This window comes from Nocardiopsis sp. NPDC049922, from assembly GCF_040660275.1.
GTDB lineage: Bacteria > Actinomycetota > Actinomycetes > Streptosporangiales > Streptosporangiaceae > Nocardiopsis.
This window is the reverse complement of the sequence record NZ_JBFAME010000001.1, coordinates 485,685-511,926: the sequence shown is the minus strand read 5'-3', so window position 1 is coordinate 511,926 and position 26,242 is coordinate 485,685. Positions and strand designations below refer to the sequence as shown.

General features: G+C 71.7%; 22 protein-coding genes. 12 read left to right on the top strand and 10 right to left on the bottom strand.

Features of this window, described 5'->3' with window-relative positions; translation table 11 throughout:
• Window positions 1–60: 60 nt before the first annotated feature.
• The gene (gene argS / locus AB0I72_RS02460; RefSeq protein ID WP_358561967.1) at window positions 61–1,806 is read right to left on the bottom strand and encodes an arginine--tRNA ligase; all 1,746 of its coding nucleotides are present in this window, start codon (window positions 1,804–1,806) and stop codon (window positions 61–63) included.
• A 67-nt stretch (window positions 1,807–1,873) separates the two neighbouring features.
• The gene (locus AB0I72_RS02455) at window positions 1,874–2,296 is read right to left on the bottom strand and encodes a helix-turn-helix domain-containing protein (RefSeq protein WP_358561964.1); all 423 of its coding nucleotides are present in this window, start codon (window positions 2,294–2,296) and stop codon (window positions 1,874–1,876) included.
• 87 nt (window positions 2,297–2,383) lie between these two features.
• Here AB0I72_RS02455 and AB0I72_RS02450 point away from each other — a divergent pair, with 87 nt between their 5' ends.
• Window positions 2,384–3,217: an NmrA family NAD(P)-binding protein gene (locus AB0I72_RS02450; protein ID WP_358561961.1), complete on the top strand. Its 834-nt coding sequence runs from the start codon at window positions 2,384–2,386 to the stop codon at window positions 3,215–3,217.
• 31 nt (window positions 3,218–3,248) lie between these two features.
• On the opposite strand, the gene plsX is transcribed toward AB0I72_RS02450, so the two are convergent.
• Window positions 3,249–4,346 (bottom strand): phosphate acyltransferase PlsX, encoded by a 1,098-nt coding sequence (plsX, locus tag AB0I72_RS02445; protein WP_358561959.1) that lies wholly within the window; start codon window positions 4,344–4,346, stop codon window positions 3,249–3,251.
• A 426-nt stretch (window positions 4,347–4,772) separates the two neighbouring features.
• On the opposite strand from plsX, the gene AB0I72_RS02440 reads away from it, so the two are divergent.
• Window positions 4,773–6,134 carry a lysine 2,3-aminomutase gene (locus AB0I72_RS02440; RefSeq protein WP_358561957.1) on the top strand — a complete coding sequence of 454 codons (1,362 nt, stop codon included), beginning with the start codon at window positions 4,773–4,775 and terminating at the stop codon, window positions 6,132–6,134.
• Between the two features lie 265 nt (window positions 6,135–6,399).
• Here AB0I72_RS02440 and AB0I72_RS02435 read toward each other — a convergent pair whose 3' ends face one another.
• Together AB0I72_RS02435 and AB0I72_RS02430 are read right to left on the bottom strand one after the other, a co-directional pair.
• Window positions 6,400–6,636 (bottom strand): DUF397 domain-containing protein, encoded by a 237-nt coding sequence (locus AB0I72_RS02435; RefSeq protein WP_358561955.1) that lies wholly within the window; start codon window positions 6,634–6,636, stop codon window positions 6,400–6,402.
• 445 nt (window positions 6,637–7,081) lie between these two features.
• A complete protein-coding gene (locus AB0I72_RS02430; protein WP_358561952.1) occupies window positions 7,082–7,966 on the bottom strand; it encodes a helix-turn-helix transcriptional regulator in 885 nt (294 codons plus the stop codon).
• Window positions 7,967–8,282: 316 nt separating this feature from the next.
• On the opposite strand from AB0I72_RS02430, the gene AB0I72_RS02425 reads away from it, so the two are divergent.
• Entirely contained in the window at window positions 8,283–8,834 is a 552-nt protein-coding gene (locus tag AB0I72_RS02425; protein ID WP_358561949.1) for an ATP-binding protein, read from the top strand.
• A 148-nt stretch (window positions 8,835–8,982) separates the two neighbouring features.
• Window positions 8,983–9,348: an STAS domain-containing protein gene (locus AB0I72_RS02420; protein WP_358561946.1), complete on the top strand. Its 366-nt coding sequence runs from the start codon at window positions 8,983–8,985 to the stop codon at window positions 9,346–9,348.
• Window positions 9,349–9,412: 64 nt separating this feature from the next.
• Here the strand turns inward: AB0I72_RS02420 and glmS are convergent, their stop codons facing one another.
• Window positions 9,413–11,266, bottom strand: coding sequence for a glutamine--fructose-6-phosphate transaminase (isomerizing) (gene glmS, locus AB0I72_RS02415; protein WP_358561943.1), 1,854 nt, complete (start codon window positions 11,264–11,266; stop codon window positions 9,413–9,415).
• 331 nt (window positions 11,267–11,597) lie between these two features.
• On the opposite strand from glmS, the gene coaA reads away from it, so the two are divergent.
• The gene (gene coaA / locus AB0I72_RS02410) at window positions 11,598–12,503 is read left to right on the top strand and encodes a type I pantothenate kinase (RefSeq protein WP_358562805.1); all 906 of its coding nucleotides are present in this window, start codon (window positions 11,598–11,600) and stop codon (window positions 12,501–12,503) included.
• A gap of 222 nt (window positions 12,504–12,725) precedes the next feature.
• Complete coding sequence (locus tag AB0I72_RS02405) at window positions 12,726–14,837, top strand: AAA family ATPase (protein WP_358561940.1); 2,112 nt, start codon at window positions 12,726–12,728, stop codon at window positions 14,835–14,837.
• Here AB0I72_RS02405 and AB0I72_RS02400 read toward each other — a convergent pair.
• Window positions 14,762–15,277 (bottom strand): type II toxin-antitoxin system HicB family antitoxin, encoded by a 516-nt coding sequence (locus AB0I72_RS02400; protein ID WP_358561937.1) that lies wholly within the window; start codon window positions 15,275–15,277, stop codon window positions 14,762–14,764. The genes AB0I72_RS02405 and AB0I72_RS02400 overlap by 76 nt on opposite strands.
• Window positions 15,278–15,386: 109 nt before the next feature.
• Between AB0I72_RS02400 and AB0I72_RS02395 the strand changes: the two genes are divergently transcribed.
• Entirely contained in the window at window positions 15,387–16,733 is a 1,347-nt protein-coding gene (locus AB0I72_RS02395) for a transposase (protein WP_358561934.1), read from the top strand.
• Window positions 16,734–16,786: 53 nt separating this feature from the next.
• On the opposite strand, the gene AB0I72_RS02390 is transcribed toward AB0I72_RS02395, so the two are convergent.
• Window positions 16,787–17,509 (bottom strand): DUF998 domain-containing protein, encoded by a 723-nt coding sequence (locus tag AB0I72_RS02390; protein ID WP_358561931.1) that lies wholly within the window; start codon window positions 17,507–17,509, stop codon window positions 16,787–16,789.
• Between the two features lie 246 nt (window positions 17,510–17,755).
• Between AB0I72_RS02390 and AB0I72_RS02385 the strand changes: the two genes are divergently transcribed.
• Window positions 17,756–18,667 (top strand): universal stress protein, encoded by a 912-nt coding sequence (locus AB0I72_RS02385; RefSeq protein WP_358562803.1) that lies wholly within the window; start codon window positions 17,756–17,758, stop codon window positions 18,665–18,667.
• Window positions 18,668–18,742: 75 nt separating this feature from the next.
• On the opposite strand, the gene AB0I72_RS02380 is transcribed toward AB0I72_RS02385, so the two are convergent.
• Together AB0I72_RS02380 and AB0I72_RS02375 are read right to left on the bottom strand one after the other, a co-directional pair.
• A complete protein-coding gene (locus tag AB0I72_RS02380; RefSeq protein ID WP_358561929.1) occupies window positions 18,743–20,200 on the bottom strand; it encodes a ferredoxin in 1,458 nt (485 codons plus the stop codon).
• The gene (locus tag AB0I72_RS02375) at window positions 20,197–20,763 is read right to left on the bottom strand and encodes a hypothetical protein (protein WP_358561926.1); all 567 of its coding nucleotides are present in this window, start codon (window positions 20,761–20,763) and stop codon (window positions 20,197–20,199) included. The genes AB0I72_RS02380 and AB0I72_RS02375 overlap by 4 nt, the downstream gene beginning before the upstream one ends.
• Before the next feature lie 569 nt (window positions 20,764–21,332).
• Here AB0I72_RS02375 and AB0I72_RS02370 point away from each other — a divergent pair.
• From AB0I72_RS02370 to AB0I72_RS02355, 4 genes are all read left to right on the top strand, one after another.
• Window positions 21,333–22,004 (top strand): hypothetical protein, encoded by a 672-nt coding sequence (locus AB0I72_RS02370; protein ID WP_358561923.1) that lies wholly within the window; start codon window positions 21,333–21,335, stop codon window positions 22,002–22,004.
• A gap of 5 nt (window positions 22,005–22,009) precedes the next feature.
• Complete coding sequence (locus tag AB0I72_RS02365; RefSeq protein ID WP_358561921.1) at window positions 22,010–22,720, top strand: DUF4142 domain-containing protein; 711 nt, start codon at window positions 22,010–22,012, stop codon at window positions 22,718–22,720.
• A 169-nt stretch (window positions 22,721–22,889) separates the two neighbouring features.
• Window positions 22,890–24,083: a DUF1996 domain-containing protein gene (locus tag AB0I72_RS02360; protein WP_358561918.1), complete on the top strand. Its 1,194-nt coding sequence runs from the start codon at window positions 22,890–22,892 to the stop codon at window positions 24,081–24,083.
• A gap of 345 nt (window positions 24,084–24,428) precedes the next feature.
• A complete protein-coding gene (locus tag AB0I72_RS02355; RefSeq protein ID WP_358562801.1) occupies window positions 24,429–26,237 on the top strand; it encodes a phosphoenolpyruvate carboxykinase (GTP) in 1,809 nt (602 codons plus the stop codon).
• The last annotated feature ends 5 nt before the right edge of the window (window positions 26,238–26,242 follow it).

Here is a 26,242-nt window from a genome sequence, read left to right as displayed (position 1 = left end):
GGAGCCTCGCGGCCCCGGCCTCCCCGGTTCGCGTGGGACGCGTCGCGCCCCGCGCGGAGACTACATGTGCTCGGGAGCCTCCACGCCCAGCAGGTCCAGGCCCTGGACCAGGACGCGCAGCGCGACCGCGACGAGCGCCAGCCGCGACTCGCGCTGCTCCTCGGTCTCGGCGGTGAGCACCGGGCAGTGCTCGTAGAACGCGGTGAGCGCCTGGCCGAGGTCGAACAGGTACGCGCACAGGCGGTGCGGCTGGAGGAGGTCGCCGACCTGCGCGACGACCCCGCCGAACGCCAGCAGCTTCAGCGCCAGGTCGCGCTCGGCGCCCTCCGCGACCGTGATCGTGCCGCGCGCCTGGTCCGGGTCCAGCCCGCCCTTGCGGAAGATGGACCGGATACGGGCCTGGGCGTACTGGAGGTAGGGGCCCGTGTTGCCGGTCAGCGCCAGCATGCGGTCGAAGTCGAACGTGTACTCGGTGTCGTGCGAGACCGACAGGTCCGCGTACTTCACCGCGCCGATGCCGACCTTGCCCGCGATCGAGGCCTGCTCCTCGGCGCTGAGGTCGGGGCGGTTCTCCGCGACGACCGCCGTGGCCCGCTCCACCGCCTCGTCCAGCAGCGCCACCAGCCGGACCGGCGCGCCGCTGCGGGTGCGCAGGATCTTGCCGTCGCCGCCGAGCACGTTGCCGATCTGCACGTGGGTGGTCTCCACGTGGTCCGGCAGCCATCCGGCCTTGCGCGCGGTCGCCCACACCATCTTGAAGTGCAGCGCCTGCGGGGCGCCGACCACGTACAGGATGCGGTCCGCCTTGAGGTCGTCCACACGATGGCGGACGGTGGCCAGGTCGGTGGTGGCGTAGCCGTAGCCGCCGTCGCTCTTGCGGACGATGAGCGGCACCGGCTTGTCCTCGCGGCCGGTGAACTCGTCGAGGAAGACGCACAGCGCGCCGTCGCTGATCTCGGCGATGCCCTTGGTCTCCAGCTCGTCGCACACGTCGGCGAGCATGTGGTTGTACGTGCTCTCACCGGCCAGGTGGTCGTCGGTGAGGGTCACGCCGAGCTTGGTGTAGACCTTGTTGAAGTAGACGCGGGACAGGCCGACGAGCTTGCGCCACAGCCGCAGCGTCTCCTCGTCGCCGCCCTGGAGGGCGACCACGCGGCGGCGGGCCCGGGCGGCGAACTCGTCGGGGCCGGGGCCGGAGGCGTCGAACTCGACCCGGGCGGCCTGGTAGAAGGCGTTGGGGTCGGTGGTGAGCAGGTCGGCGTCGGCGGAGTCCTCGCCGACCGCCAGCAGGTGCTCGATGAGCATGCCGAAGGGCGTGCCCCAGTCGCCGATGTGGTTCTGGCGGATGACGTTGTGGCCCAGGAACTCCAGGGTGCGGGCCAGGGAGTCGCCGACCACGGTGGTGCGCAGGTGCCCGACGTGCATCTCCTTGGCCACGTTGGGCGCGGAGTAGTCGACCGGGACGTTGAGCGCCTCCTGCCGGGGGACGCCCAGGCGGGGGTCGTCGAGCAGGTCGCGGGTCCGCGCGGCGATCCAGTCCTCGCGGAGGGTGAGGTTGATGAAGCCCGGCCCGCTGACCTCGACGTCGCGGCAGACGTCGGCCACGTCCAGGTGCTCCATGATCGCCGCGGAGACCTCGCGCGGCTTTCGGCCCAGTCGCTTGGCGAGGGCGAGGGCGGCGTTCGCCTGGTAGTCGGCGAACTGGGACGGGCGGATGACGGGGTCGGTGTCGGCGAACTCGGGGCCGAAGGCGGCGCCGAGGGCGGACTGGACCCGTCGCGAGAGTACTTCCTGCGGGTCGGCCATGGCACAAGCGTACCGACCGTCCCAGGCCTTCCCGGTCGGTCCTGGCACGCGGTGACGGCACCCCCCTCTACCGGATGTCGTGGCCCGGGCGGGTCCGGTCGTACCGGCGCCGTGCCTCGGCGATGACGTCGCGGTGGGCGAGGGACCACTCGGCGAGCGCCTCGACCAGGTGGGTCAGGCTGGCGCCGGTCTCGGTCAGCCGGTAGTCGACCTGGGCCGGGACGGTCGGGTACACGGTGCGCAGCACGAGGCCGTCGCGCTCCAGTCTGCGCACGGTGAGGGTGAGCATGCGCTGGGAGATGCCGTCGATGGCGCGCTGCAGTTCGCGGAACCGGCGCGGACCGCTGGCGAGCTCGACGACCACGAGCACCGACCACTTGTCCCCGATGCGGTCCAGGACGTCGCGGATGCCGCAGTCCGGGTGGTGCTCGCGCCCGCAGGGATCGAGTCCGGCGGGCGCGGCGGTTACCTCGGTGTGCGTGGGTGACATGAGACTGCCTTCTTGTCGCGGGTGGAGCGGAGGTCCAGGATCAACCGTAGTTACCGATGAGAACCACCACGGAAGACGGCGACTGACATGATCTTGGTGACCGGAGCGAACGGAAACCTGGGAGCGGCCACACTCGCGGCGCTGCGGGCCCGCGGCGCCGCCGCGACGGGCGGCAGCCGCACCCCGGGCGACGGGACGCGCCGTCTCGACTTCGACGACCGCGCGAGCCTCGACCTCACCGGGGTGTCGACGCTGGTGCTGGTCTCCGCCGGGTACGCCGAGGACGACCAGGTGGTCGCGCGGCACACGGCCGTCCTCGACGCGGCGGTCCGGGACGGCGTCCGGCACGTCGTCTACACGAGCCTGACCGGCGCCGGGGACCATCTCGGATTCGCGCTCGCGCACCGCGCGACCGAACGGCTGCTGCACGCGAGCGGCCTGCCGTACACCGTCCTGCGCAACGGTCTGTACGCGGAGCTGTTCGGGGCGCTGCTGACGTGGGCCGACGACGGCGTGGAGTCCGCCTTCGGGGACGGCGCCCTGGCCGCGGTCACCCGTGCGGACCTCGCGGAGGCCGCGGCGGTCGTCGCCGCCGACCCCGAGCGGCACGCCGGTCGCGTCTACGACCTCGTCGGCACCCCGGTCACCGCCGCGGACGTGGCCGGGGAGCTGGGAGTCGCCCACCGCACGATCGGCCTGGGCGAGTACCGGCGCAGACTCCTCGAGGAGACGCCCGGACTGCTCCCGTTCCAGCCGCCCATGATGGCCTCGATCGCCACCGCCGTCCGGCACGGCTTCCTGGGCGACGGCGGCCCCGACCTCGCCGCCCTCCTCGGCCGTCCGGCCAGCCACCCGCTGGCCACGGCGGTCGCGGTCGCGACGGCCGCGCGCCCGATCCGGGCGCGCTCGGGCCAGCCGTGATCGGTCGCGCCGGGCTGGCCGCCGACCTGGATCAGCGCTCCTCGGACTGGGCCAGGCGGTGCAGCCAGTTCGGCGGGCGGTGGTGGACGCGCCGACGGATGCGGTCGCCGATCCGGCCGACCGCCAGGTCGTGCGCGAGCCCGCACGCGCGGGCCACGCCCCAGGCGCGGCTGTCGCCGTGCGCGATCACCACGGTCCCGTTCAGCCCCAGCAGCGCGGCCCCGCCGTAGGTCTCGCTGTCCAGCCGGTCCCGCAGCTCCCTCAGCGCCCTGCGCTGGAGGAACGCCCCCACCTTCGCCGCCGCGGACGACGTCAGCGCCTCCCGGAACGCCTCCATCGCGAACGTCGCCGTGCCCTCCACCGCCTTCAGCGCCACGTTCCCCGTGTGGCCGTCGGTCACCACCACGTCCACCCGCCGCGCCAGCAGGTCGTGGCCCTCGATGTTCCCCCGGAAGTCCATGCCCTGGGACTCCTCGGCGGTGGCCGCCAGCAGCTCCGTCGCCCTGCGCACGAGCTTGTTGCCCTTGCCCGGTTCGGACCCGATGGTCAGGATCCCGACCCGCGGCCGCTCCACCCCGAACGCCGTGTGCGCGTAGGCGCACCCCAGGTGGGCGAACTGCACGAGCATCTCCGGCTTGGCGTCGGCGTTGGCGCCCGCGTCCACCAGCACCGTCGGCGTCTCCCCGGTCGGCAGCGTCACCGCCAGCGCCGGTCGCAGCACGCCGGGCTGGGTCCGCAGCCGGACGGTGGAGGTCGCCACGACACCGCCCGTGGACCCGGCCGAGACGAGGGCGTCGGCGTCTCCACGGCGGATCAGACGGCACGCGACGGCGGCGCTGGACCGGGGGCGGCGCCAGCTGGCCAGGGCGCCCTCGTGCATCGCCAGACTGTCCTCGGCGTGCACCACGGGCACGTCCCGCAGGGCGTTCTCCTCGGCGAGCAGCCGGGCGATCTCCGGTCGCCGACCGACCAGCACGACCCGCAGCCCGAGCTCGCGGACGGCGAGCACCGCGCCCCGGACGATCTCCGCGGGCGCGTGGTCGCCGCCCATCGCGTCCACCGCGACGGTCGGCGGGGACGTGCGCGGCGCGACGGAAGCGTCGGCGGCCACGTCGGATGTGCCACTCAACTCGGTGTGTCCTTCACGGGTGAGGTCGGTGGTCGGGCGCGCGTGGCCCCCGACGTTCGCGCAGGTCGCTCGAGATGGCCCGGAGTTCGTGCCGTACGCGGCCGAGGCGTACGCGGCGGGCCCGCAGACACGGTACCGGGTCGCTCCTGGAACGCCTGGGTTCGGTGGGTTCGTATCCTCGTGCGAGGATACTTCCCGTATGTCCAGGTCAGGGCTGGATATTGCGGTTGGTGGGTACAAAACCCCTTGTCGGGGTATACCCGCTTGCCGGTCCGGGTGTTCGAGCGACACCCGGATCCGTGTGACCCACACACTGAATTTCCGTCACAGGTGGTCCGACGGTGTCCACGCACACCGAGCCCGCCTGATCAGGGCTGCCTGGCGGTACCCCGTCACGGCCCTGCACGTATGCAGGAGAGGAGAGGCGTGAGCGTAACGCCAGACGCGGCACTGTCCCCGTCCGCCGGACGTCGGTTTCGTGCCTACACGACGAAACACCTCGACGAGCTCACGGCGCGAGCAGGACTCGACGCCGACGAGCGGCTCGCGGTGCAAGCGGTGGCCAACGTGCTCCCGTTCCGGGTCAACAGCTACGTCGTCGACGAGCTGATCGACTGGGACGCGGCACCGGACGATCCGATCTACCGGCTCGTCTTCCCGCAGGCAGACATGCTGCCCTCTGGCGATGTCGCCAGGATCGCCGATCTGATCCGTTCCGGCGCGTCGCGCAAGGAGCTCAACGAGGCCGCCAACAGGATCCGCGCCAACCTGAACCCGCACCCCGCGGGCCAGATGGACCTCAACGTGCCCAAGACGGCCGACGAGGAGCCCATCCCGGGTGTGCAGCACAAGTACAAGGAGACGGTCCTCTTCTTCCCGAAGCAGGGCCAGACGTGCCACGCGTACTGCACGTACTGCTTCCGCTGGGCCCAGTTCGTCGGCGACGCGGACCTGAAGTTCGCCTCCAGCGAGATCGACCAGCTGGTCGAGTACGTCCGCAGCCACCCCGAGGTCACCAGCGTCCTCTTCACCGGCGGCGACCCGATGATCATGGGCGAGGGGGTGATCTCCAAGTACATCGAGCCGCTGCTGGAGATCGAGCACCTGGAGGCCATCCGCATCGGCACGAAGGCCCTGGCCTACTGGCCGCAGCGCTTCGTCACCGATCCGGACGCCGACGACACCCTCCGCCTGTTCGAGAAGGTCGTCGCCTCGGGCAAGAACCTCGCGTTCATGGCGCACTTCTCGCATCCCAACGAGATGCGTCCGGAGCTCGTGCGGGAGGCCGTCCGACGCATCCGCTCGACCGGCGCCATCATCCGCACGCAGGCCCCGCTGATCCGCACCATCAACGACGACTCGGCCACGTGGGAGAGCATGTGGCGCACGCACCTGCGCCACGGGATGGTCCCCTACTACATGTTCGTCGAGCGCGACACGGGCCCGCAGGACTACTTCGCCGTGCCCCTCGCGGAGGCCTACGAGATCTTCCGCGGCGCGTACCAGAACGTGTCCGGTCTGGCGCGCACGGTCCGCGGTCCGTCGATGTCGGCGACCCCGGGCAAGGTGTGCGTGGACGGCGTCACCGAGGTGGCGGGCGAGAAGGTCTTCGTCCTGCACTTCATCCAGGCACGCGACCCCGAGCTGGTCGGCAAGCCCTTCTTCGCCAAGTACGACGAGAAGGCGGCCTGGCTGTTCGACCTCAAGCCCGCGCTGGGCGCGACCCACTTCCCGTGGGAGAACCCGCCCGCCGCGGTCAACGGTCTGGTGGACCCCACCCGCCTGTAGGCGACCACGTGTGAGGAACACGGAGCCCGGCACCGTTCGCGGTGCCGGGCTCCACGCGCGTCCGGACCGTGGACGGCGGCCGCCGGAAGTGGGATGGGCTGGCGGCCGACGGTCTGGACGCTCTCCGGGCAGGTCTCGGTGTGGGGGGAGGGCCCGGGAAGCGGGGACGGCCGGGTCGGGGCCGGAGGGCCGAGGAGGGACCGGGGGACGGGACCGGGGTCGGTACGGGCTCTCGGCGGGGCGCGGACGCGGCGCGGGGGTCGCGTCAGGCGATCAGCGCGTCGAAGTCCCCGGTCTTGGCGCCGTTGACGAAGGCCTTGATCTCGGCGGGGGTGTAGACCAGCGCGGGACCCTGCGGGTCGCGGGAGTTGCGCACGGCGATGTCCCCGTCCGGGAGGGTGGCGATCTCGACACAGTTGCCCTCCGGGTTGCTCCAGCTGCTCTTGATCCAGACGACATTCGGCAGGTGGCTCGCGGGAACGCCGTTGTAGATCGGATGCATGTCAACCTCCTGGAACTTCGGGGACGTGTGAGCGGGTGTCCGTACGCGGCTGTCCAGTGCGTCGCGCCCGTCGCAGACGAACCTTCGGGCTCTCGCCGGGCGGATCAGGCCTGGAGTACAGGATGGCCCGGGATTCGCGCGGGTTCGTCTCGTCCTTCGTGCGGCCCAAAGCGTAACTCATGCACGTGCAGACGTGATTACATCGGTAAGTACATGGGGACGAACCCGGGGTCACCCACGGGCGTCGTCGCATGTCATGCCTTACGCGCACGGGCGTGGGACGGTTCCCGCCGCTGGGATCGTGTCCGAGTCGTGGCCGGAGCCGGTCATCTGAGAACAATGTGCCCAGGAGTGGGCATCTCACCTGTGACCGGTCCGCCCCATGACGTTACCAAGCGTGATGGATCGTGAGCGAACGGGCGTCGGTTCCGGGTGTGCCCGGTCTTCAGGAGTACCGCTCCAGGAACCCGCGCAGGATGTCCTCGGTCTCGTGCGGCGGAGGGGCCTGGGTGGCGAGGTGGTCCATCGTCAGGGCGTAGCGGTGGGTGTCGTCGTACTTGTCGAAGTACAGCGCGCTGCTCAGCTGCTCCAGGTAGACGACGTCGGGCAGCTGCGGAGTGGGGAAGCGCAGGATGCTGAACGGGCCTCCGGCGGCGGCGTGGCCGCCCATGGCGAAGGTGGCCACCTGGATGGTGATGTTGGGCCGCCGCGCCATCGCGATGAGGTGCTCGATCTGCCCGCGCATGACGTCGTCGTCGCCGTACGGGCGGTGCAGGACGGCCTCGTCGATGACCGCCCACAGGCGGGGCGCCCGGGGTTCGACGAAGCGGCGCTGCCGGTGCATGCGCATGTTGACCCGGTTGGTCACGTCCTCGTCCGACGTGGCGGTACGCGACAGGCGGATCACGGAGCGGGCGTAGTCCTCGCTCTGGAGCAGCCCCGGCACGAACTGGACCTCGAAGGTACGGATGATCGAGGCGGCCTCCTCCAGGCCGATGTAGACGCCGAACCACTGGGGGAGGACGTCGCCGTACTTGTGCCACCAGCCCTGGGCGTTGGCGCTGGAGATGAGTCCGAGGAGCGCCTCGCGCTCGCCGGCGTCGTCGACTCCGTAGAGTTTCAGCAGGTCGTCGACGTCACGCGGCTTGAAACTGACCTGCCCCAGCTCCATGCGGCTGATCTTGGCGTGCGAGGCGCGGATGGCGTATCCGGCGTCGTGGCGGGAAATGCCCCTGGCCTTGCGCAGGCGCCGGAGCTGGCTCCCGAGGAGAATGCGCAGCACGGTGGGCCCGCCACTGGAATTCGCCAGGAAATCCTGAGTGACCTGCATATTCTCTGCACGGTCGGCGACCACGTCACCCTCCCTGTAGCGGCTTCGGCGCTGGCGACCGCTCAGTATACCCAGAGGTCACGGAAGTGGACAGGGGGTGCGTATCGGGTTCGAGCGGTGGAAGGCGCCACTGTGCCCGGCGTAATCGTGTGTACCGGAGAGTGAATTCTTCGTCGGGGATCTACCGTTTCGAGCTCTTCGTCCTATAGTCTTGCCAACCGTTGCGCTGCACGTGCATCCGTAACTCACGGATGTAAGCGACGTTGACCGCGTCGGACAGGGCCGCGTGAACCGACATCACCACGTGAGGACCGTGATGAACGCAGAGCTGGTGTCCTCGGGGGTCGACTCCGAGGCATCCTGGAGCCGTCCGTCGCTCTCGGAGGCGACCGGCGGCCTCCTGGGCGGTTGGTGGGAGAGCACGCTGGGCCGTCTGGACGTGGGGGAGTGCGCGCGCACCCGCGACACCGTGGCGCGGGCCTTCGGGGCCACGCCCGACTCGGTCCGCACGGCCCGCGAACTCGCGGCCGGTGCGGTCGAGGAGTGGGCGCTCGCGGAGGTCGGCGACGACCTGCGGCTGATCGTGTCGGAACTGGTCGGCAACGCGTGCCGACACGCCGTTCCCGAGGGTCGGCCGCCCGAGGAAACGCGCGTCCTGGTGCAATTGAGATATCTGCGCGTACGGCGTCAGATCGTGTGTATGGTCGCCGACCAGGTGGAACGCGGGCCGGTGAAGGTGGAGGCGCACCATTTCGCCGAATCGGGGCGCGGCCTCGGCCTCGTCGCCGCGTTCAGTCGGACATGGGGGTGGGATCCGGTCCGGGGCGAAGGAAAGATCGTTTGGGCGGTTTGTGGTGGTGAAGGCTGAAATGCGCCCCCTCTCGTCCGGATAACGGTCATCCGATGCCTTCGGGGGACATCGGTGCCGCCGATCGGGCGGAGTAGGCTGTCAGCGCATGTCGGCATTTGCCCGACGGCATCCTGACGAGAGTTCTCTCCGAGCCCGGGAGCGAGGCGTGACCGTGCTGGACACGGAACGGGGCCGGTTCGCGTGCGGTGGCGCCGCCGTGGTCGAACTGGACGGTGAGATCGACCTGGCCACGGCGGACCAGGTGTTCGGCCGTCTCGTGGCCGCGACGGCGCGGGGGTGCGTGATCGCGGACCTGACCGGGGTGGAGTTCATCGACGCCTCCGGGGTGAACGCCCTCATCGCCGCCGTCCGCGCCGCCACCAGGGCCCAGCGCCACCTGGTCCTGGCGGCGCCGCCCCGGCAGCTGTCCCGGATCCTCGACGTCCTGTCGCTGCACGGCGTGCTGCCCACCCACACCGACGTCGTCGACGCCCGCGCCGCCCACGACCGCACCGGCACTCGAACGCACTGACGGGGTGCGTCCGGCGGGGACGGAACCCCCGGACACACCCCGTCGTCTGCGCTCCGGCGGGCGGCTACTCCACGGTCACGCTCTTGGCGAGATTGCGCGGCTGGTCCACGTCGTTGCCCTTGGCCAGGGCCAGCTCGCACGCGAACACCTGCATCGGGATCGTCGACACGATCGGCTGGAGCAGGGTCGGCACCGCCGGGATCTCGATGAGGACGTCCGAGTACGGCCGCACCGACTCGTCGCCCTCCTCCGCGATCACGATCGTGCGGGCGCCGCGGGCGCGCACCTCCTGGATGTTGGACACGATCTTGTCGTGCAGCACGCTGCGGCCCCGGGGCGAGGGCACCACGACGACGACCGGCAGGCCGTCCTCGATCAGCGCGATCGGTCCGTGCTTGAGCTCGCCCGCCGCGAACGCCTCCGCGTGCATGTAGGCGAGCTCCTTGAGCTTGAGCGCGCCCTCCATCGCCACCGGGTACCCCACGTGGCGGCCCAGGAACAGCACGGTGTCGGCGTCCGACAGCGACCGCGCCAGCTCCCGTACCGGGTCGACGGTGTTCAGGACCCGCTCGACCTGCTGCGGCATGGTGGCCAGCTGCGCGATGACCGCGTTGATCTCGTCGCCGAACTTCAGCCCCCGCACCTGCGCCAGGTACAGGCCGACGAGGTAGCACGCCGCGAGCTGGGTCAGGAAGGTCTTGGTCGCGGCGACGCCCACCTCCGGGCCCGCGTGCGTGTACAGCACGCCGTCCGACTCGCGCGGGATGGTCGACCCGTTGACGTTGCAGATCGCCAGCACGCGGGCGCGCTGCTCACGGGCGTACCGCACCGCCATGAGGGTGTCCATGCTCTCGCCGGACTGCGAGATGGCGATGACCAGCGTCTGCTGGTTCAGGATCGGGTCGCGGTAGCGGAACTCGCTGGCCACCTCGACCTCGCACGGGATGCGGCACCAGTGCTCGATGGCGTACTTGGCGATGAGGCCCGCGTGGTAGGAGGTTCCGCACGCGATGATGACGATCTTCTCGACCGTGCGCAGCTCCTCGGGGGTCAGCCGCATCTCGTCGAGGGTCAGCTGGCCCTCCGCGGTCACGCGGCCCAGGAGGGTGTCGGCGACGGCCTGCGGCTGTTCGACGATCTCCTTGAGCATGAAGTAGTCGTAGCCGCCCTTCTCGGCGGCCGACGCGTCCCAGTCCACGTGGTACTCGCGCACGTCGACGGGGGTGCCGTCGTAGTCGGTGACGACCACGGAGTCGGCGCGCAGCTCCACGACCTGGTCCTGGCCCAGCTCGACGGCCTCGCGGGTGTGCGCGATGAACGCCGCCACGTCGCTGGCCAGGAAGTTCTCACCCTCGCCGCGGCCGACGACCAGCGGCGAGTTGCGGCGGGCCGCGACCACGAGACCGGGGTCGTCGATCGAGGTCGCCACGAGCGTGAAGGCGCCCTCCAGACGGCGGCACACCGCGCGCATGGCCGCGGCCAGGTCGCCGTCGCCGCGCTGCTTGAGCTCGGTCGCGAGCAGGTGCGCGGTGACCTCGGTGTCCGTCTCGGAGGTGAACTTGCAGCCCAGGTCCTCCAGCTCGACGCGCAGGGCGGCGAAGTTCTCGATGATGCCGTTGTGCACCACGGCCACCCGGTGGTCGTTGTCCACGTGGGGGTGGGCGTTGACGTCGTTCGGCGCACCGTGGGTGGCCCAACGCGTGTGCCCGATCCCGGCGCCGTCCCCGTCCACGGGGTGGTTGTCCAGCGCCTGGCGCAGGTTGGCGAGCTTGCCCGCCCGCTTCTCGGTGTGCAGGGCGCCCTGACCCTGCACCGCGACACCCGCGGAGTCATATCCGCGGTACTCCAACCTCGCGAGGCCGTCCACGACGACCTGGAGCGCCGGTTGCGGCCCGACGTAGCCAACGATTCCGCACATGAGCGCCAGCGTAGGTGAACCGGCATGGTGAAGCGACCAACCAGTGCCCCATACCACTCGCTGTTTTCGCAGGTAACGGTATAGACCATTTGGTGTACGGGAGGTAGACCGCGCAGGTCGGGGGCAGGGTCGTGACGCAGAGTGGAACCGTACTCGCGCGTTCGGAACCGGGAAAAATTCCTGCGAGGTCGGGCGCGTGAACGTGTGGTTTCGGGCACGTTCCCCTCACGGGGCCAGTTTGGGGGGACCGGCCGCCCGGGGCGCTCCGGGGGCTCGTCTAGTGTGGTCAACCGTGTCCTACGCGACGAAGAACGGCGTCTCCTCGCCGTACGTGGAGCTCGACAGAGCGGCCTGGGCCGCCCTGCGCGCCTCCACGCCGCTGTCCCTGACCGAGGCGGACCTGGCCGTGCTGCGCGGCACCACCGACCCGACGTCGCTGGACGACGTCCGGGACGTCTACCTGCCCCTGTCACGTCTGCTCAACCTGTACGTCGGCGCCACCCAGCAGCGGCACGCCGCCGTGCGCGGGTTCCTGGGCGAGGCCGACCGGCCCTCGCCGTTCATCATCGGCGTCGCGGGCAGCGTCGCCGTCGGCAAGTCCACGACCGCCCGCCTGCTGCGCTCACTGCTCGCACAGTGGCCCAACCACCCCGACGTGGAACTGGTCAGCACCGACAACTTCCTCTACCCGAACGCCGTGCTCCAGGCCCGGGGGCTGAGGCGCCGCAAGGGGTTCCCCGAGAGCTACGACCGCCGCGCGCTGGTGCGCTTCGTGTCGGAGATGAAGGCGGGCGCCGAGCGCATCGACATCCCCGTCTACTCCCACCTGGCCTACGACATCGTGGCCGGCGAGCGGCAGACCGTCCGCCGCCCGGACATCCTCATCGTCGAGGGCATCAACGTCCTCCAGCCCGCGACCGCCGGGCGCCTCGCGGTGGCCGACTTCTTCGACTTCTCCATCTACGTGGACGCCAAGGTGGAGAACATCCGGAGCTGGTACCTCGACCGCTTCCGGGAGCTGAGGCGCACCGCGTTCGCGGACCCGCGCTCCTACTTCCACCACATGGCCACGACCATCGGCGAGGAGGAGGCCCTGGAGTTCGCGGCCAACACCTGGCGCACCATCAACGAGGTCAACCTGGTGGAGAACATCCGACCGACGCGCGGCCGCGCCACCCTGGTCCTGTTCAAGGGCGACGACCACCGCGTCCAGCGGGTCCGACTGCGCAAGACCTGACCCCGCACCGGACCCGGTGCCCGGCGGCGGCCCCGGACCTCGGCGGTTGCCGGCGGCGTCCGGCGGCGCTAGGGTGGGCCCCTCTTCATCCGGCCGCGCCCCTTCCTGGGTGCCGTGTGCTGTGACGGATCGGAACGAACCGGGCCCTTGAGGCGACCGGGGCGGGACCCGCGCACGCGCGTGGCCGTGCCATGTCCCGCCTAGCACCTCCGAGGTCCGTGCATGACCACGACCGATCCCTCCGACGTGCCCGTGAGCCCCGAGCTCCAGGCCGAACGCGACCACCTCGCCGCCGCCCGCGCCGCGCTGACCCGCATGCGGGAGGAGGTCCAGGGCACCTCCCTGATGCTCGGTGACGTCGTCAACGACAAGGTCACCAACGCCGCGCTCCGGCGCGGTCGCGAGCGCCGACTCGCCGCCCTGGCCGACGTCCCCGGCGCCCCGCTGTTCTTCGGCCGCCTCGACTTCGACCCCGGCACCGTGTTCGTCGACGACCGCGCCGAGCCCGCCGACACCCCCGACCGGGTGCACGTCGGCCGCCGCCACGTCCACGACGCCGACGGCCGACCCATGGTCCTGGACTGGCGCGCGCCCCTGTGCGTCGCCTACTACCGGGCCTCGCCCACCGACCGGATGGGCGTGGTCAACCGCCGCCGCTACGGCTTCGGCGCCAGGGGAGAGGAGGCCGTCCTCACCGCCTTCGAGGACGAGCCGCTCACCGTCGAGGACGCGGGCGACGCCGCCGGCGACCTGCTCGCCGCCGAGATCGAGCGCCCCCGCACCGGACCGATGCGCGACATCGTCGCCACCATCCAGCCCGAACAGGACGACCTGGTCCGCGCCCCGCTGGAGACCACACTGTGCGTCCAGGGCGCGCCCGGCACCGGCAAGACCGCCGTCGGCCTGCACCGCGTCGCCTTCCTCCTGTACACCGAACGCGAACGCCTCGCCCGCTCCGGCGTCGCGATCATCGGTCCCAACCGCTCCTTCCTCTCCTACATCCGCGACGTCCTGCCCGCGCTCGGCGAGGTGGACGTCGCCCAGACCACGGTGACCGAACTCCTCACCGCCGACCTGCCCGAACGCGAGCGCCCCGCCGCCGGGTGGGTGCGCCGCACCGAGGAGCCCGCCGCCGCGCGGACCAAGGGCGAGGCACGGATGGCCGAGGTCCTGCGCCGCGACCTGTGGTCCCACCTGCGCGCACCCGAGGAGACCGTGGTGGTCCGCCGGGGCGCCCGCCGCTGGCGCCTGTACCCCGAGGACCTGCGCCCCCTGCTGGACGAGTTGGCCGAGCGCGGTGTCGCCTACGGGTCGGGCCGCGAACTGCTCTCGCACCGCATCGCCCACGCCGTGCTGTCGCTCATGGAGGCCGCCGGGGAGGTGTGCGACGACCGCACGCACGCGCAGGTGCGCCGCGACCCCGCGGTGAGGTCGGCCGTGAACGCCCTGTGGCCCAAGGTCGACCCGCTCAAGCTCGTGCTGGGCCTGCTCACCGACCCCGAGCGCCTCGCCCGCGCCGCCCACGGGCTGCTCACCCCCGACGAGCAGGCCGCCGTCCTGCTGCCGGGGAGGCCGCGCGGACCCCGGTCGGCGCGCTGGTCCGAGGAGGACCTGGCACTGGTGGACGAGGCCGCCGCGCTGGTCGAGCGTCCCACCGGCCTGGGGCATGTGGTCGTGGACGAGGCCCAGGACCTGAGCCCGATGCAGTGCCGCGCCATCGGCCGGCGCTGCGTGTCGGGCTCGCTGACCGTGCTCGGCGACATCGCCCAGGGCACCAGCCCGTCGGCGGCGAAGAACTGGTCCACGCTCCTGGAGCACCTGGGCAAGCCCACCGGCCACCTGCGGGTCCTGAACCGCGGATACCGCGTCCCGGCGCAGATCATCGACTTCGCGGCGCGCCTGCTGCCCGCGATCGCCCCCGGCCTGGGCGCGCCCAGCGCCGTCCGCCGGGCGGAGGGGTCGCTGACCGTCACCTCCGCCGACGGGTCACTCGCCCCGGCCGTCGCCGAGGCGTGCCGGAACGCGCTCAAGGGGGAGGGGTCGGTGGGGCTGATCGCCGCCGACCACGAACTCCCGGCCCTGCGCGGGGCCCTGACCGCCGAGGGACTGTCCGTCCCGCTCCTGGGTGAGGTCGCCCTCGACGCGGGCCGCCTGGTGGCCGTGCCCGCGAGCCTGGCCAAGGGTCTGGAGTTCGACGCGGTCGTGGTCGCCGAACCCGCCTCCCTGGTGGCCGCCGAGGAGCGCGGGGCCAACCGGCTCTACGTGGTGCTCACCCGCGCGGTGAGCACCCTCCACGTGGTCCACTCCCGACCCCTCCCCGAACCACTCGGGTGAGGTCGCGGTCCGGGGCCCGTGTCCGTCGTGGCGGTGGCCGGGCCCCGGGCCGTCAGCCGGCGGTGACCGAACCGGCGGCCGAGATCTGGGAGATGCGAGACACCGAGGAGCAGCGCGGCGTCCCGTTGGCTCGCGCCCGCGGCGCGAAGGGCCGCCACCGCCTTGGCGAGGGCCTCCTTCTCACGTGCGGCGGCCTGAGCACGGGCGGAGCGCGCTGCCCGGGCCTCGGCGAGCTGGTCCTCGACCTCCTCGACGTGCAATGAGACGGTGACGGAACCCGCCGGGACGTCCAGTACACCGGCGATCGCGTCCCGGGCCATCTCCTCGGCGTCGACGAGGGTGTGGCCGTACGTGTGGATGCGGAGTTCGGGGATGTCGACGGACCAGGAACGACCATCCCGTTCGCACCAAGCCTCGTAGTGGTGTTGGGTCGGGGTCACCATTCTTCTCCGGGGATGCCTTGGCCTTCAGACTGGGGAGGAATCGGAGCCTCTCCACCTTAGGATGTGGTGACGGCCAAGCCGTTCGGAGTGAGGTGGCTCACATCGAATGGGGATTCTCCCTTCCCTGTCGGTGTTTCCCGTTAGTTTGCCGATCGTGACGACGCCACCACACACAGGCCAGGAGGCCGGGTATGCCCGGTACACCTTTCGGTTGCGTGCGTCGTCCACCGCCCGGTGGGCGCTGTCGGGTGAGTGGGATCGGTGTCGGTGGGTGTGGAACCAGTGCGTGGCCGAATCCCGCGCCGCGCACCAGGCGGGACAGGAGTGTGGTCCGGCCCGGCTGGACAAGCTGTTGACCGGGTGGCGTGCGGACCGGGGGTGGCTGCGCGAGGGCGGGTCGGTCCCCCAGCAGCAGACCGTCCGCGACTTCGCCGCCGCCCGCGCCAAGGCCCAGAAGGACGTCAGGAACCGGGTGCCGGTCCGCCAGCGGGCGGGGATGCCCCGCTTCAAGAGGAAACACGCGGCGCGTCCGACGTTGAACTACACCCGGCGCGGGTTCCGTCTCAGGGACGGACGGTTGCACCTGGCCGGGGGCATCTGCTTGACGGTGGTGTGGTCGCGCCCGTTGCCCGATGCCCCGTCGAGCGTGCGGGTGTACCGCGACAGTCTGGGCCACTGGTACGCGTCTTTTGTGATCCCCGCCCAAACAGAGCCCCTCCCCTCCACGGGGCGGGTGATCGGTGTGGACTGGGGTGTGGCGGAGACCGCGACCACCACCTCGGACGTTCACGACCTGCCGCACGCCGAGCACGGACGCCGGGCGGCCAGGCGTCTGGCCCGGTACCAGCGGATGATGGCCCGCAGGAAACCCGCCAAGGGCCGAAAGCCATCGAAGGGCTATCTGAGGGCGAAGAAGCGGGCGGCTCGGGCGCACGCGAAGGTCGCCCGACAGCGTCAGGACACCGCGCGCACGTGGGCCAAGAAGGTCGTGCGTGACCATGACGCGATCGCGGTGGAGGACTTCACACCGAAGTTCCTCGCCACGTCCTCGATGGCGCGCAAGGCGGCGGACGCGGCGATCGGGGCGACCAAGCGGGCTCTGGTGGAGATGGGTCGCAAGCATGGTCGGGACGTGCGGTTGGTGCACCCGGCCCACACGACGATGGACTGCGGTGGGTGCGGTGCCAGAGCCAGCACCGCCTGCCGTTGTCGGAGAGAACCTACACCTGCACCGCGTGCGGAGTGTCCCGCCCCCGGGACAAGAACTCCGCGCACGTGGTGTTGGTCCGGGCCGGTCTGGCCCCGGCTGGTGTCGAGGGCAGAGGACCCGAACGTCCGCTGGACGTTCGGGCGGCCTGAGCCAGGAATCCCCGTGGGTCCCGTGGTGGGAAAGGTGATGAGCGTCCCCTTCCCTCCGGGGAGGGGAGCAGTCAAAGGTTCTCCACCTCCTTGACCATCGTGAGGGCTGTGAGTTCCGGGATGTCGGGATGGCGGCCCGCGCGGGCGTCAGTTCGCGGCCCGCGCCGCCCGCCCGTCGCGCGTCCGTCTCCACTGGCCGGGGATGATCCCCGCGGCCAGCAGCCAGAGCGCGACGGTCACCAGGTGCGCCCGTTCCAGCAGCCCCAGCGCGACCCCCGGATCCCCGTCCCCCGCGGACCAGAACCGGATCCCCGCCAGGACCAGGACGGCCACGGCCGTGACCGCCTGGAGCCCGGCCATGACCGCTACGAACAGCCACGCGGGATCGCTCGCGCGCCACCGGTTCACCGCCAGCGCGACGACGCTCAGCAGCGCCGCGACGACCGCCGCCACCGACAGCAGCGCCTGCGCGACCGACGCCCCGTGCACGCCCTCGGCCAGCGCCTCCGCGGCGCACGCGACGTCCGTGGACACCCGGCACGGGCCCGGCATCAGCGACGTGGTCAGGGAGATCGCGCCGAAGGCCGCCATCGACCACCAGGAGACCCGCAGCCAGCGCCGCGTCTGTCTCGCGCCCAGGGACAGCCCCAGCGCCGCCGCCACGATGACCAGGATCGACGCGATGCGGTGGGTGCTGTCGAGGAAACGGCCGAAGGTCGTCCCCGGCTCGGCCAGCGCGCCCTGCGCGGCGCCGCCCCCGGGGAGGACGATCTCCGCGACCCACAGACTGAAGACCACGGCCGCGGCCACGGCGGCGACCCTTCCGTCGCGGTAGTCCCAGTGCAGACTCGCGGTGCTCGTGTCAGGCATGGCGCCCTCCGGTTCCGCTGACGGCCCTCTCACTCCTCCATGGGACGTGGCCGGGCGTGTTCGCGTTCCGTCCTCCGACGGAAAGCGGCTCGTTTTCGAACCTACGTCACCCAACTCGCGGCGGCACCGTTATCCACAGGTGTGTGTTGGCGCGCCATGATCGGGGTGAGAAAAGGACCAGACACCGCGCGCGGGACCGTCGGGAACCGCGCTGTCATGGGTATGACCGACAGAAAGGCACACGTGATGGACGGTGCGGCCACGACCCGGTGGCTGATCGTGGGTGTGGACGGCAGCGACTCCAGCAGACACGCGTTGGAGTGGACCGCCCACCAGGCCGTGCTGCGCGGGCTCGGGCTGCGGATCGTCGTCGCGGCCAGTTCCCCCGCCACCGTCGGCGTGTTCGCCGCTCCCGTTCCCGGGGAGGAGCCCCAGGCCGTGAGCGGGGCCGACACCTCCACGGCCGAGCGGCTGCTGGCGTACGCCGCCGACTGGGTGTCCCGCCTCTTCCCGGAGCTGGAGGTGGACCCCCGGCTGTCGTCCGCCCGTCCGCTGGACGCCCTGCTCGTGGAGGCGGCCGCCCCGGACGCCGCCGCGGTCGTGGTCGGGTCGCGCGGGCTCAGCGGGTTCCTCGCGGCGTTCGTGGGGTCGGTGGGGATCGAACTGGCCGCCCGGTCGCCCGTCCCCGTCGTGGTCATGCCGCACGAACACGCCTCCGCGCACGGCGTCCGGGGGCGGGTGATCGTCGGGGTCGACGGGTCCGAGCCCAGCCGCCGGGCGGTGGAGTTCGGCTTCGCCCAGGCGGAGTTCGCCCAGACCGAACTGGTCGCGGTCTGCGCCTGGCAGCCCCTGGTCGCCTTCGCCGCGGCCACGGGCCCCATCCCGCCCGAGCTGTTCGACGACACCACGGCGGCCGAGGCCGCGCGCCAGTCCCTGGAGGAGGAGATCGCCGACGCGCGCCTGCGGCACCCGGGGGTGACCGCGACCCCGCGCGTGGTGCGGGCCCACCCCGTGGTCGCGCTGCTGGAGGAGGCGACCCCCGCCGACCTCATCGTGGTCGGCTCCCGGGGGCGCGGCGGCGTGCGCGGGCTCCTGCTGGGCTCGGTGAGCCACTCGGTCCTGCACGGCGCCAGGGGGCCCGTCGCGATACTGCGCTGACCCCGGCCCCGCGGCCCTCGCACCGCCCCGGCCCGACCCCCGCGGCCTCCGCCGCTCCTCCGCCCGCCGACGCGCTCACCCGCGAGCGCGCAGGCGCAGCGCCAGTTCCGGGCACATCCGCACGGCCAGTTCCGCGTCGCCCACCAGGGCGTCCGGGACGAGGACGTCCCGATCCCGCGGGTAGCCGTTCCGGTCGAGCAGCACCAGGTCCGGCAGCAGGTCGGCGCACAGGCCGTGGCCGTCGCAGCGCGACCAGTCCAGGTGCAGCCGGGCCCTCCGGTCCGCCGGTTCGTCCGTCAGCGGCAGCTCACCGGCGACGGGCCGCCCGCATCCTCCGGTGAGCGCGTGCGTGGACACGTCCTCGGCGAACACCGCCAGCGCGCTGCGCGCGAACACCGCGCTCCCGTCGGGGTGGGCGCAGGCGCCCTTGCCCTCGCCCACCTCCGCCGCCGTCAGCACGGACTCCGGCTCGCCCCCGCCGCCGACCAGCGCGGCGAACGACTCGGCCAGGGCGGGCAGCCCGCGCACGCACGGCCCGCACTGCCCCGCGCTCTCCCCGGCCAGATAGCGCAGCACCCGTTCGACCTCCCCCAACGGACACGTCGCACCGGACAGGGGCAGGACGACGCCCGCGCCCAGGGCGCCGCCCACCTCCGCCATCCCCTCGCGGGACAGGCTGGCCCGGGCGACGGCGTCGGGGGCGAGCCACGACCCGTGGTAGCCGCCGACGAGCACGGCCTGCCCCGGGGAGACGTCGCACATGTGCAGGACCTGGACCAGAGGGGTTCCGGCGGGAGCCTCCACGACGACGGATCCGCCGACCGTGAGCAGGATCGTGCCCGGTTGCTCGGAGGTCCCCACCGACGAGTACCGGTAGGCGCCGCCGAGGGCGAGCAGCGCCGCGTGCGCGAAGGTCTCGGCGTTGGACAGCAGGGTGGGCAGGCCCGCGACCCCGCTCTCGCTCGCGCGCCGCGGCTCGCCGGGCGGGATCGGCGCCCCGCCGTTGACGGCCTGGACGAGGGCGCCCGCCTGTCCGGACACGAACCGGTGCGGTGTCCGGACCATCCGGAAGACCAGGGGCGACCGGCGCTCGGCCACCGCCGCGCGCAGCGACTCCTGGGCCGGGTCCTCGTCGGCGCCGGGCACACGGCGGTCGGCGACCCCCACGACCACCTCGGACGCCCCGAGGGCCCGGGCGGCCAGCTCGGCGCCGTCGAGCACCAGGTGGGGGAGGCGTTGGAGCAGCATCCGGTCCTTCGCGCTCCCGGGCTCGCCCTCGGCGGCGTTCACCACCACGCGCGCGGGCGTCCGCCGACGGAACGCGGACCGCAGCACGGAGCGGAGCTTGCGGGCGAAGGGGAACCCGGCGCCCCCGCACCCGCGGAGGGCGCCGAGTTCGGCGAGGACGACGAGGTCGTCGGCGGTGATCTCGGGGAGTTCGCCGTGCAGGCGTACGTGGGTGTCGTGGTCGACGCGTTGGTGCTCGTCCAGTCCCAGGGTCAGCCGCGGGCGGCCGATGGTCAGGGTGATCACGGGTGTCCCTCCGGGTGCGGGGACGGGCGGGCGGCGGGTGTCGGGGCGGGGGCGGAGTCGGGCGGTGCCAGGACCTCGGAGGCGGCCCGGTCGCCTCCCCGTGCGTCGAGCTCGGGTCGCACGGTCACCACCAGCCGTAGGACGAGGGCGGCGCAGACGGCCAGGAGGCACAGCAGGTAGCCGACCACGACCCAGGCGGCGGGGGCGCGTCCCACCGTCAACCCGTGCACCAGGGCCAGCGGCCAGCAGAGGTAGGCGGTCAGGTGGATCGCGCGCCACAGCCACGAACGGGAGGCCTCGGCGAACCGTCCGCGCAGGGCTCCCGTGACGGTGACGACGATCAACAGATCGGTGGCGATGATCCCGTACGCGACCGCCGCGTCGACTCCGAACGGGAGCACCGCGTTGGCCGCGTTCAGTCGGGTGAACGAAATCTGCAGGATGACGTGCGGAAGGAGGAAGCCCAGGGAAAGCAGAGCCGCCGACTTGTGGGATGATTGGTGGACTATTCGCAGGCGTGGAGTGCTGATAATGCGGTCCGTGGCGATTATGCCAAGAGTCATTGTCACAGTGAGTCCGACAAGGGATATCGCGCCCGAATAGGTCCAGAGGAGATCCTGGACGACGCGTGTCACCGCGAGGCTCTCGGGTGTGATCAGGGCCAGAAGGGTGTTCGCCGCGACCACTCCCACCAGCACGGACACCCACTTCCATGGGTGTGGGCGGTGTGGTCGACGGCTGCGTATCAGATGTCTGATATCCAGCGCACTTCCGCGTGATCTGCGGTTTCTTTCGAACATGCTGTCCACCTCTGTTCAGCACCGCGCGGTGTGGTTCCGCACGGCGCGGCCGAAATGGTGGGAGGTTCGCGAGTCGCGCTCGTGGCGGCCGAAGGTAGCACCGGCGGGCGGTCTCCGCCAGGTGTTCGCGGGTTTTCCTTCGGCGGTTCCCGGTTGTCAAGACCCTGGTGTGGTTTTTTTCGTCCGCCGAAACCCCAGTTCAGAAGTGAGATCGGGGAAATCGTGCGTACGAGAATGGCGGGCGAGTCGATGTTCGGGGCCATACTGTCCGGCAGCCGGGCTATCACGGTCAGATAAAGACGCCCGGTAATCCAGCCTGATGGGAGAGACCTGTGAACACAGAGGTGAAGGGCGCCACCGCCCTCGGCCTGACCCTGTTCCTCCTGGTCACCGGATGTTCCACCGACGATTCCGCCGCCCCCGTCCCCGCCGGGGGCGCAGGCGGGGGCGCCACCGGTGAGGAGGCCCCCGCCGACGACGGCGCGTCCGAACCGGACACGGGCGGCGGCGGTGACGTCATCGCCCTCGGCACCGTCTGGGACGACCAGTTCGGCGACATCCTCACGGACGGGGACGGCAACGTCCTCTACCGGTTCGCCGACGACGCGCGGAACCAGTCCTCCTGCGTCGACGGGTGCGCCGAGAACTGGCCGCCGCTGGACGTCGGCGACGACGGCGCGCCCGTCAGCGTCGAGGGCGCGGCCACGGCCGACCTCGTCGCCACGATGGAGCGGGACGACGGGTCGTTGCAGGTGGCCTACTCCGGATGGCCGCTGTACACCTACGTCGGCGACGCCGCCCCGGGCGAGGTCAACGGCCAGGGCGTGGCCGACACCTGGTACGTCGTCGCGCCCGACGGCGGGATGGTCACCGCGGCCCAGGACGGGGCCGGCGACTCCGCCGACGCCGACGGCACGGACGGCTACGGATACGGCGGCGACGACCGGCCGCCGCCCTCCCACCGCGTGACGGTCCCGGACCTCCCCGCTCGCTCCGGGACCTGATCGCGATGGCTCCGCGCAGCACGCCGCGCCGCGCCGAGGGCACGCACCGAGCCGACCCCGACGCCTCCTCCCTCAGGGGACGGGCGCGCTGGCGGTCCCCCCGCTCGATCGAGCTCCTCGGCGTGGTCGGTTTCCTGGTCGTCGCCTCGATGACGGTGTTCATGATCGCTCCGAACGGCTCCACGAGTGTCGCGGGCGTGTTCTGGAACGACTGGGTCAGCACCGAGTTCGGCCCGCTCGGCCCGGCCGACGTCGACGCGCTGATCAAGGTGCGCCAGGCCGGTCTGTGGGAGATCCCCGTGGGCCAGCAGGCCCGGGACCGGGCCCAGCTCGACCGGGTCCGTGAGGTGGGCGCGATCCTCGCCGAGGACCACACGCTCATGGACGAGCAGGTGCGCGACATCGCCGCCCAGCTCGACGTGCGGTTGCCCAACACACCCAACCCGGACCAGCAGCGCTGGATGGACGAGCTGTCCGGACTGTCCGGGGCCGAGTTCGACCAGGTGTTCGCCGACCGGCTGCGCGCCGCGCACGGCGGGGTCCTCGCGGTCCTGGCCGAGGTCCGGGCCGGAACGCGCAACGAGCTCGTCCGCTCCTTCTGCCAGCACGGGATGCTCATGGTGCTGAGGCACATCACGCTGCTGGAGAGCACCGGCCTGGTCGAGTACGAGGAGCTGCCCGCGCCGCGTCCTCCGGAACGGCGCCCACTGCCCTGACCCGGGCGGACTCTCACGATCCACTCCCCACAGGGGCCCGGAGGGGTGCCCGGCGCGCCCGGCCCTCCCTCATCGCGCCCGCCCCCTTCGGGCCCCGCCCCCCTTTTTCCGTGTCCATCCCGCTGGCGCGCGGTGCGCACCGCGCGCCCGAACACTGAGGAGTACGAGCATGGCGAACGAACGACCGCGTCCACGATCGCGGCCACGACCGTCGAGGCGGTCCCGCGCGCGGAACCGGAACCGCGTCCTCGGCGCGGTGGCGGCCCTGCTGCTGGCCGCCGGGGCGGTGACGGTGGTCCTCGGCGGCGGCGGTTCCCCGACCGAGGGAAGTCTGGCGTCGAACGGGGAGGGCGGCCCCGGCCGCGATCCCGTCGACCGCTACCCCGGCCGCGGCGACGGCCGTCGCGACCGCGGCCCCTTCGAGGAGGACTTCGCCGACATCCGACAGGCCCCGCCGCGAGAGCGCGATCCCGCACCCGGCCGGTTCGCGTCCACCGGCGGGTTCACCGTCGACTGCGGCGTCAACGCGAACGGCCTGCGCAACTCGGAGAACGTCATCGTGGCTCCCGGCGTGCCCAACGGGGCCCAGCACACCCATGACTACGTCGGGAACCAGGACGTCAACCGGTTCACCGACGACGTCGCCGTCAACAACGCGATCCTCGCTCGGGGGGACACGACCTGTGCGGGCGGCGACCGGTCGATGCACTACTGGCCGGTGCTGCGCGACACCACCGGGGAGGACGACGACGCCGACCGGCCGGGCGGCGGCCTGGACGGCAACGTCGGGCGGATCCTCGTCCCGTCGTCGGTGACCGTCGAGTTCCTCGGCAACGCGCGCGGGCCGGTGGTCGGGATGCCGGGGTTCCTGCAGATCATCACCGGCAGCGCCCGCGCCGGCACCCAGAACGGCGCGAACGCCAACGCGCAGTGGACCTGCACGGGGTTCGAGGACCGCGCGTTCCCCGACCGCTACCCGCTCTGCCCCGAGGGCAGCGACGTCGTGCGCGTCTTCGACTTCCCCAGCTGCTGGGACGGTCAGAACATCGAGAGCGAGGACAACCGCTCGCACATCGTCTTCCCGGAGGAGGACGGCGGCTGCCCCGACGGGTTCACGGCTGTGCCGCGCCTGCGCCACACGCTGGTGTACCAGGTGCCCGACGGGCCGAACTTCGCCGTGGACGGCTTTCCCGAGGAGCGGCACGACCCGATCACCGACCACTCCGACCACATCAACGTGATGCCGCGCGAGCTCATGGCCGACGTGGTCGACTGCCTGAACGACGGCCGGGAGTGCTCCCGGTCCCTCCCGGGGCCCGAGCCGGGGCCGTCCGCCCCCACCTGGGAGAACCGGGGGGCGTGACGCCGGGTCCGGGGCGAGAGGTCTAGCGGTCGAGGCCACGTGGACTCCTCCCGACGGCCGGAGATCGTCGTGTGACGAACAGCACGGTGTGTCGTCGCAGGTGGGGCTGGTGGGGCACTTGCCCTGTGTGCTGGGAAAAGTGACGCGTGCCCGGCTCCGCACACGGTCTCACAGGGCGGTCTCCGGCGCGTCGGCGCGCGGCCCGAACCCCTTGCTGCGCAGCGGAATCCGAAGCTTCACGTCCAGTCGATTAGACCATTGGACTATACCAATTGGTCACTACGGGTCGTCGTCGTTCATGATGCGAGAGATCTCGACATTCGAAGAGGAGCGGCTGTGACTGACGTGGGTATCGATGTGGGTGTCGCCCCGACCGACCATGAGGAGCTCGTCTCCTGGGTGCGCGACGTGGCTGAGCTCACGCAGCCGGACGCGGTCGTGTGGTGCGACGGCTCCGACGAGGAGTGGACCCGTCTCACCGACCTGCTCGTCGAACAGGGCACGTTCACCCGGCTCAACCCCGAGAAACGGCCGAACAGCTTCTACTGCACGTCGGACCCGACCGACGTCGCCCGCGTGGAGGACCGCACCTTCATCTGCTCCGAGCGCGAGGAGGACGCGGGCCCCACGAACAACTGGATCGCCCCCGACGAGATGCGCGCCACCTTCGGCGAGGTCTTCAGGGGCGCCATGCGCGGGCGCACGATGTACGTCGTGCCCTTCTGCATGGGCCCGCTCGGCGGCGACATCTCCCAGCTGGGCGTCGAGATCACCGACTCCCCCTACGTCGTGGTGTCCATGCGCATCATGGCGCGCATGGGGTCGGCCGCCCTCCGGCTGATCGAGGAGCGCGGCGAGTTCGTCAAGGCCGTCCACTCGGTCGGCGCGCCGCTGGAGCCCGGCCAGCAGGACGTGCCCTGGCCGTGCAACAGCACCAAGTACATCTCCCACTTCCCGGAGACGCGCGAGATCTGGTCCTACGGGTCCGGCTACGGCGGCAACGCCCTCCTCGGCAAGAAGTGCTACGCGCTGCGCATCGCCTCGGCCATGGCCCGCGACGAGGGCTGGCTCGCCGAGCACATGCTCATCCTCAAGGTCACCTCGCCCGAGGGGCGGTCGCACTACATCGCCGCCGCCTTCCCGAGCGCCTGCGGCAAGACCAACCTCGCCATGCTCCAGCCGACCATCCCCGGCTGGAAGGTCGAGACCGTCGGCGACGACATCGCCTGGATGCGCTTCGACTCCGAGGGCCAGCTCCGCGCGATCAACCCCGAGGCGGGCTTCTTCGGCGTCGCGCCCGGAACCGGCGTCGAGACCAACGCCAACGCCGTCGAGACCCTGTGGGGCAACAGCATCTTCACCAACGTCGCCCTGACCGACGACGGTGACGTCTGGTGGGAGGGCCTCACCGAGGAGCCGCCCGCGCACCTGACCGACTGGAAGGGCCGCGACTGGACGCCGGACTCCGCGGAGCCCGCCGCCCACCCGAACTCCCGCTTCACCACCCCGGCCGGGCAGGCGCCGACCATCGCCCCCGAGTGGGAGGACCCGGCGGGCGTGCCGATCTCGGCGATCCTGTTCGGCGGCCGCCGCGCCACCGCGGTCCCGCTGGTGACCGAGTCCCTGAGCTGGCGGCACGGCGTCTACCTGGGCGCCAACGTCTCCTCCGAGAAGACCGCCGCCGCCGAGGGGACCGTCGGCGAGCTGCGTCGCGACCCCTTCGCCATGCTGCCGTTCTGCGGCTACAACATGGGCGACTACTTCGCGCACTGGCTGCGCGTGGGCGCGGGGGCCGACCAGGCCAAGCTGCCGACGATCTTCTACGTGAACTGGTTCCGCAAGGACGCCGACGGCCGCTTCGTCTGGCCCGGCTTCGGCGAGAACAGCCGTGTGGTCAAGTGGATCGTGGAGCGCCTGGAGGGCCGCGCCGACGCGGTCAGCACCCCGATCGGCAACGTGCCGACGCCCGACGGGATCGACACCGAGGGCCTGGACCTGTCCGCCGAGGACCTGGAGTTCCTGCTCTCCGTCGACCGCGACATCTGGAAGCAGGAGGCCGCCCTGGTCCCCGAGTTCTTCAAGACCTTCGGTGACCACCTTCCCAGCGAGCTCTGGGACGAGTACCACGCACTGCTGGACCGACTCGGCCAGTAGCCGTC

Excerpts from the sequence above, each read along its gene's own strand:
- argS (WP_358561967.1), bottom strand. The coding sequence starts at position 1,806 with ATGGCCGACCCGCAGGAAGTACTCTCGCGACGGGTCCAGTCCGCCCTC.
- AB0I72_RS02405 (WP_358561940.1), top strand. The coding sequence starts at position 12,726 with ATGACCACGACCGATCCCTCCGACGTGCCCGTGAGCCCCGAGCTCCAG.
- AB0I72_RS02455 (WP_358561964.1), bottom strand. The coding sequence starts at position 2,296 with ATGTCACCCACGCACACCGAGGTAACCGCCGCGCCCGCCGGACTCGAT.
- AB0I72_RS02435 (WP_358561955.1), bottom strand. The coding sequence starts at position 6,636 with ATGCATCCGATCTACAACGGCGTTCCCGCGAGCCACCTGCCGAATGTC.
- AB0I72_RS02360 (WP_358561918.1), top strand. The coding sequence starts at position 22,890 with ATGGCGAACGAACGACCGCGTCCACGATCGCGGCCACGACCGTCGAGG.
- AB0I72_RS02390 (WP_358561931.1), bottom strand. The coding sequence starts at position 17,509 with ATGCCTGACACGAGCACCGCGAGTCTGCACTGGGACTACCGCGACGGA.
- AB0I72_RS02450 (WP_358561961.1), top strand. The coding sequence starts at position 2,384 with ATGATCTTGGTGACCGGAGCGAACGGAAACCTGGGAGCGGCCACACTC.
- glmS (WP_358561943.1), bottom strand. The coding sequence starts at position 11,266 with ATGTGCGGAATCGTTGGCTACGTCGGGCCGCAACCGGCGCTCCAGGTC.
- AB0I72_RS02425 (WP_358561949.1), top strand. The coding sequence starts at position 8,283 with ATGAACGCAGAGCTGGTGTCCTCGGGGGTCGACTCCGAGGCATCCTGG.
- AB0I72_RS02430 (WP_358561952.1), bottom strand. The coding sequence starts at position 7,966 with ATGCAGGTCACTCAGGATTTCCTGGCGAATTCCAGTGGCGGGCCCACC.
- AB0I72_RS02365 (WP_358561921.1), top strand. The coding sequence starts at position 22,010 with ATGGCTCCGCGCAGCACGCCGCGCCGCGCCGAGGGCACGCACCGAGCC.
- AB0I72_RS02375 (WP_358561926.1), bottom strand. The coding sequence starts at position 20,763 with ATGACTCTTGGCATAATCGCCACGGACCGCATTATCAGCACTCCACGC.
- AB0I72_RS02395 (WP_358561934.1), top strand. The coding sequence starts at position 15,387 with ATGGGGATTCTCCCTTCCCTGTCGGTGTTTCCCGTTAGTTTGCCGATC.
- AB0I72_RS02385 (WP_358562803.1), top strand. The coding sequence starts at position 17,756 with ATGGACGGTGCGGCCACGACCCGGTGGCTGATCGTGGGTGTGGACGGC.